Consider the following 4,842-nt stretch of genomic DNA (forward strand, 5'->3'; position numbering starts at 1 on the left):
CGACCGCGCACGGCACCGGCCACGGGCGCGCCGCCCGGTACGTGGCCCTCGGCGACTCCTACACCTCGGGGCCGCTGATCCCGCGTCAGGTCGACCTGGGCTGCGCCCGCTCCGACCACAACTACCCCTCGCTGGTGACCGCGGCGGGCCGCGCGAGGTCCCTCGACGACGTGAGCTGCTCCGGCGCCACCACCGCCGAGATGTGGCAGGCGCAGGGCGCCAACGGGCCCCAACTGGACGCCCTGGACCGCGACACCGACCTCGTCACCCTCCAGATCGGCGGCAACGACATCGGGTTCGGGTCCATCATCGGGACCTGCGCCCAGCTCGCCGCCACGGACCTGACGGGCGACCCCTGCCGACGGCACTACACCTCCGACGGCGTCGACCGGCTGGCGCTGACCGTGCTGCGGACCGCGCCGAAGGTGGCCCGGGTGCTCACCGCCGTCCGTCAACGGGCGCCCCACGCCCGGGTCCTGGTCGTCGGCTACCCGGACCTGCTGCCCGAGGACGGCACCGGCTGCTTCCCGACCGTGCCGTTCGCCGCCAAGGACTTCCCCTACCTGCGCGACACCGAGAAGCGGCTCAACCTGATGCTGCGGCTGGTGGCCGCCCTGCACCACGCCGACTACGTCGACACCTACCGTCCGACGATCGGCCGCGACATGTGCAAGGCACCGGCCGACCGCTGGATCGAGCCGCTCCAGCCCACCTCACCGGCCGCGCCCGCGCACCCCAACGCCCTGGGCGAGCAGGCGATGGCCCGCGCGGTCCTCGCCCGCCTCGACGTCCGCCACCGGCACTGAGACCCGGGGCCCGGCGACCGGCCGCGACGCGACCTCCGCCACCGGTGCGCTGTCCAATGGCTGACCGGACACCGAACGCGTTGTCAATTCGTCTGTGCCATAACGCAATTGACATCACGTCAATTCGCGGGCGATGTGCCGGGCCCTTTCGATTCTTCCTGTTCCGGGGTCCGCATCCATTCACGGGTACCGAACGACGCGCACGCCCGGGACGCCACCTCGCAGGCGCCGCGCAACGCCCCGGCGAACTTCTCGTCCGTCAACTCGCCCCGCAATGCCAGGTGATGGGCGAGAGCACCGTGCAGCACGTCACCGGCGCCGAGGGTGTCCGCCACCGGGGTCCTGGGCACCTCGACCGCGCCCCCGCCGCCGGGACCCGCCCAGAGCAGGGGCGCGCCGCCCCGGCTGACCGCCGCCCAGCCCACCCCGTGCCCGCGCAGGTACCGGAGCGTCTGCGCGGGAGTGCGGGTGCCGGGCGGACGGAAGTCCGCCGAGCAGACGGCGACGTCCACGAACGGCAGCAGCTCCGGCGTGCCGTCCTTCCAACTCCCGCCGTCCAGAAGGGTGGTGCGCCCCGCCGCGCGGCCCGCGCGGGCGGCGGCCAGCGCCAGCTCCCGGTGGTGGCCGTCCAGTGCGACGAGATCGCAGGCCGCCACCGAACGGTCCAGGTCGGCGGGCGGGTGAAGCCGGTGGCCCCGGGCGTTGGTGGAGGCCACCGCCCGCGCGCCGGTGGCCGCGGTCACCAGGACCGACGACACGGCGGGCGGCCCGGACGCGCCGGGCGCCAGGTCCGTCACCCTCACCCCGAGCCGGGTCAGGTCGGCCGCGGCGGCGGCGCCCAGCGGGTGCGCCCCGATCGCGGTCAGCAGCGTCGCCGAGCCGCCCAGGTGGGCGAAGGTCACCGCCGCGCCCGTGGCCGGACCGCCCGCGGCGACGCTCTGGTCGATCGCCGCCAGCTTCTCGTCCGGGCCGGGGACATGGTCCACGAGCTGGATCACGTCCAGCGTGCACAGACCGACGAAGAGTCCGTGCGGGCGTCGCGTGTTCGCGGTCGGCATGTCCACCGACCCCCTTCCCGTGCTCCGACGGCGTCGTCGGGCAGTACACCAGAGGCGACGGCTCTCCGGCCACGGCGGCGGTACCGGCACCGGGGGAGTGGTCAGCCGGAGCGGTCCCGGTAGGCCGCCCTGCTGGCCTCGATCTCCTCGATGTGCTCGGCGGCCCAGTCGGCGAGGGCCAGCGCGGGCGGGATCAGGCTCCGGCCGGTCGCCGTCAGCTCGTACTCGACCCGGGGCGGCACCTCCGCGTACGCGGTCCGCGAGACCAGGCCGTCGCGCTCCAGGTTCCGCAGGGTGAGCGTCAGCATCCGCTGCGAGATCCCCGGGATGCTCCGCTGGAGGTCGGTGAAGCGCAGCCGCCCCTGGTCCAGGGTGGCGACGGTCAGCAGCGTCCACTTGTCGCCGATGCGGTCCAGCACGGCCCGGACGGTCCGCCCGCCGTCGCCCCGGATCATGCAGGTGTGGCGGTACTTCGGCATGGCGGTTCCCTGTTCGTCACGCACACGCGTGTGCCTTTTGTGGGCCTCTCGACAGTGACCCATGATGGGGCAACTTACGTTTCGTAACCATCGAGTCGAGGTCACCGTGCACATCGCGTACTGGATCGTCGCCGCGCTGCTTGCCGTCTTCTACCTCTACGGGGGCGGCAAGAAGGTCGTCCAGAGCCAGGAGGAACTGCGGCCCATGATGGGCTGGGTCGACCAGGTGCCCATGCCCGCCGTGCGCGCCATCGGTGCGCTGGAGGTGCTCGGCGCCGCGGGACTGCTCCTGCCCCCGCTCACCGGCATCGCCGTCGGGCTCGCGGTGGCCGCCGCGATCGGCCTGGTCCTGGTCCAGATCGGCGGCATCGTCGTGCACGTGTCGCGCGGCGAGACCAAGGTGATAGGCCTGAACATCGCCCTCCTGGTGCTCGCGGCGGTCGCCGCCTGGCTGGCGACCGCCTGGCTCTGACGGCGGAGCCCCGAACGCCCGCACCGGCGCCGACACGGAGCGCGGCCCGGCCCTCGCACCGGGCCGGGGCCGGTGCGGGCGTTCGGGCGGCCGGGGGCCGTACGGGGCCTCGCCCGCCGATCCCTCCCGCCCCATCCGTCCCACATAGACTTGGCTGAAAATATGCGTTCCGGTGCGGTGTCCGACCCCGTGGGACCCCGGTAAAGGCCGGACCAAGTGGCCAGGGTGCTGGTGATCCGGGGTCGGAAGCCCTAGGTGCCACGTCAGTCCCGATTACCACACCTGTCCACCGCGATGGCCGTTTCTCGACGAAGTGAACTCTTGTGAGGGCTGGGGCCGTTGTTGGGGTACTCAAGGTCGACACCATGGCTAGCATGAGCGGCGTGCTTGATCCGGAAGAGGTACGGCCCTGACGGGCCGTCCGCCGGATCGTCGGCGACCTCACAGCCGCCCACCCCACTCCTGCTCACACGGACCGAGGGACCGCGGAATGCCAGTGCCTGCTCGCCCCCGCCAGCGCCGATCCGCGAAAGGGGCGCGTTCCTCGCCCGTGCTGTCCCCCGTCTTCACGGTTCTCCTGGTCCTCGCGGCCGCCGCCGGCGCCGTCGCCACCGTCGTCGCGCCCGGCGCCGCCCGCCCCTGGGTGCTCGGCACGGCCCTCGCCGCCTGGTGCTGCGTCGCCGTCGCCGTGGCCGTCGCCTCCCGCCAGCTCCGCAGGGCCCGCGGTGACGCCGCGGCCCGCGGCGGCGAACTGGAGATGACCAAGAACAACTGGATGCAGCAGAGCGCCGAGGCGTCCCAACTGGTCACCGTGACCCTGCCGGAGGTCGCCAAGCGCGTGAAGAACGGCGCGAGCGCCGCCGAGGCCCTGCCCGGCGTCCCGGCCCCGTCCGACCCGCACCAGCGCCAGATGCTGCACCTCTTCGCCACCGAACTCGCGGAATCGGTTCGCCGCCGCACCGAGGCCCAGGCCGAACTGCGCGCCCTGCGCGGCGAACTCGCCCGCGGCACCGAGGAGATGGAGCGCCTCACCAAGGAGACCCTGCCCGGCGCCGTGGCCCTGCTGCGCGAAGGCAGCTCCGCCAACACCGTGCTGGCCCGCTTCGACTGGCCGCAGAGCGCCCTGCTGCGCGACTCCTCGGAGATGTTCGTCCGCGAACTCGCCTACAGCGAACGCCGGTCCGCCGCCGCCCAGGCCGCCTCCGCGAAGGCGCTCAGCCGCGTCCAGGCCAAGACCGTCAGCATGCTCGCCGACCTGCGCGACATGCAGGACCGGCACGGCGGCGAGGTCTTCGGCGACCTGCTCCGCCTCGACCACAGCACCTCCCAGCTCGGCCTGATGACCGACCGTCTCGCCCTGCTGATGGGCGGCCGCTCCAGCCGCGTCTGGAACAAGCCGATCGTCGTGGAGAGCATCCTGCGCGGCGCCGTCGGCCGGATCGCGGCCTACCGCCGGGTCCGCCTGCACTCCTCCAGCAAGGCCGCCATCGCCGGGTTCGCCGCCGAGGGCGTCATGCACCTGCTGGCCGAACTCATGGACAACGCCGCGAACTTCTCGCCGCCCATCGACGAGGTCCACGTCTACGTCGAGGAGCGCAGCGCCGGACTCGTCGTCACCATCGAGGACAGCGGCCTCAAGATGGCCGCCGCCGCCATGCGCCGCGCCGAGGAGTCCGTCTCCGGCAAGGTCGTCGACCTCGCCTCCCTCCAGGGCACCCGGCTCGGCCTCGGCGTCGTGGGACGACTCGCCGTCAAGTACGGCATCAGCGTCAACTACCGGCCCTCCTCGCGCGGTGGCACCGGCGTCGTCGTGCTGCTCCCGCCCCAGCTCGTCGCCCAGCAGCGGGACACCGCCACCCACCACGAGCGCCCCCGCCACGCCGCGCCCGCGACGCCGCCCGCCGCCCCCGTCGCCGAGGACCCCCTGCCGATGCGCAACCAGCAGGCCGCGCTCCCCGCGGACGCCGGCCCCCCGCGCCGACATCCCGCGCACCCGCGGCGCCTCCGCCGCCACCCCCGGCGGACTG

5 protein-coding genes are annotated in these 4,842 nt (G+C 73.7%); 3 read left to right on the plus strand and 2 right to left on the minus strand.

The annotated features are described in order from the left end of the window. Positions 1 to 806: SGNH/GDSL hydrolase family protein (locus GA0115242_RS07210; RefSeq protein ID WP_107461353.1), on the plus strand; the 806-nt coding region annotated here is incomplete at its 5' end. A gap of 119 nt (positions 807 to 925) precedes the next feature. Here GA0115242_RS07210 and GA0115242_RS07215 read toward each other — a convergent pair. After that, positions 926 to 1,864: a PfkB family carbohydrate kinase gene (locus tag GA0115242_RS07215; RefSeq protein ID WP_093825697.1), complete on the minus strand. Its 939-nt coding sequence runs from the start codon at positions 1,862 to 1,864 to the stop codon at positions 926 to 928. A gap of 101 nt (positions 1,865 to 1,965) precedes the next feature. Further along, positions 1,966 to 2,343 carry a winged helix-turn-helix transcriptional regulator gene (locus GA0115242_RS07220; RefSeq protein WP_093825691.1) on the minus strand — a complete coding sequence of 126 codons (378 nt, stop codon included), beginning with the start codon at positions 2,341 to 2,343 and terminating at the stop codon, positions 1,966 to 1,968. Between the two features lie 106 nt (positions 2,344 to 2,449). Here GA0115242_RS07220 and GA0115242_RS07225 point away from each other — a divergent pair, with 106 nt between their 5' ends. Further along, entirely contained in the window at positions 2,450 to 2,815 is a 366-nt protein-coding gene (locus tag GA0115242_RS07225) for a DoxX family protein (protein ID WP_093825693.1), read from the plus strand. A gap of 550 nt (positions 2,816 to 3,365) precedes the next feature. Next, positions 3,366 to 4,842, plus strand: a 1,477-nt coding sequence (locus tag GA0115242_RS07230) for a sensor histidine kinase (RefSeq protein WP_370672253.1), incomplete at its 3' end; no start/stop codon positions are given.

Source organism: Streptomyces sp. SolWspMP-5a-2, assembly GCF_900091845.1.
GTDB lineage: Bacteria > Actinomycetota > Actinomycetes > Streptomycetales > Streptomycetaceae > Streptomyces > Streptomyces doudnae.

What these genes read in the sequence shown, in the direction of transcription:
- GA0115242_RS07215 (WP_093825697.1), bottom strand. Translation starts at nt 1,864, where the DNA reads ATGCCGACCGCGAACACGCGACGCCCGCACGGACTCTTCGTCGGTCTG.
- GA0115242_RS07220 (WP_093825691.1), bottom strand. Translation starts at nt 2,343, where the DNA reads ATGCCGAAGTACCGCCACACCTGCATGATCCGGGGCGACGGCGGGCGG.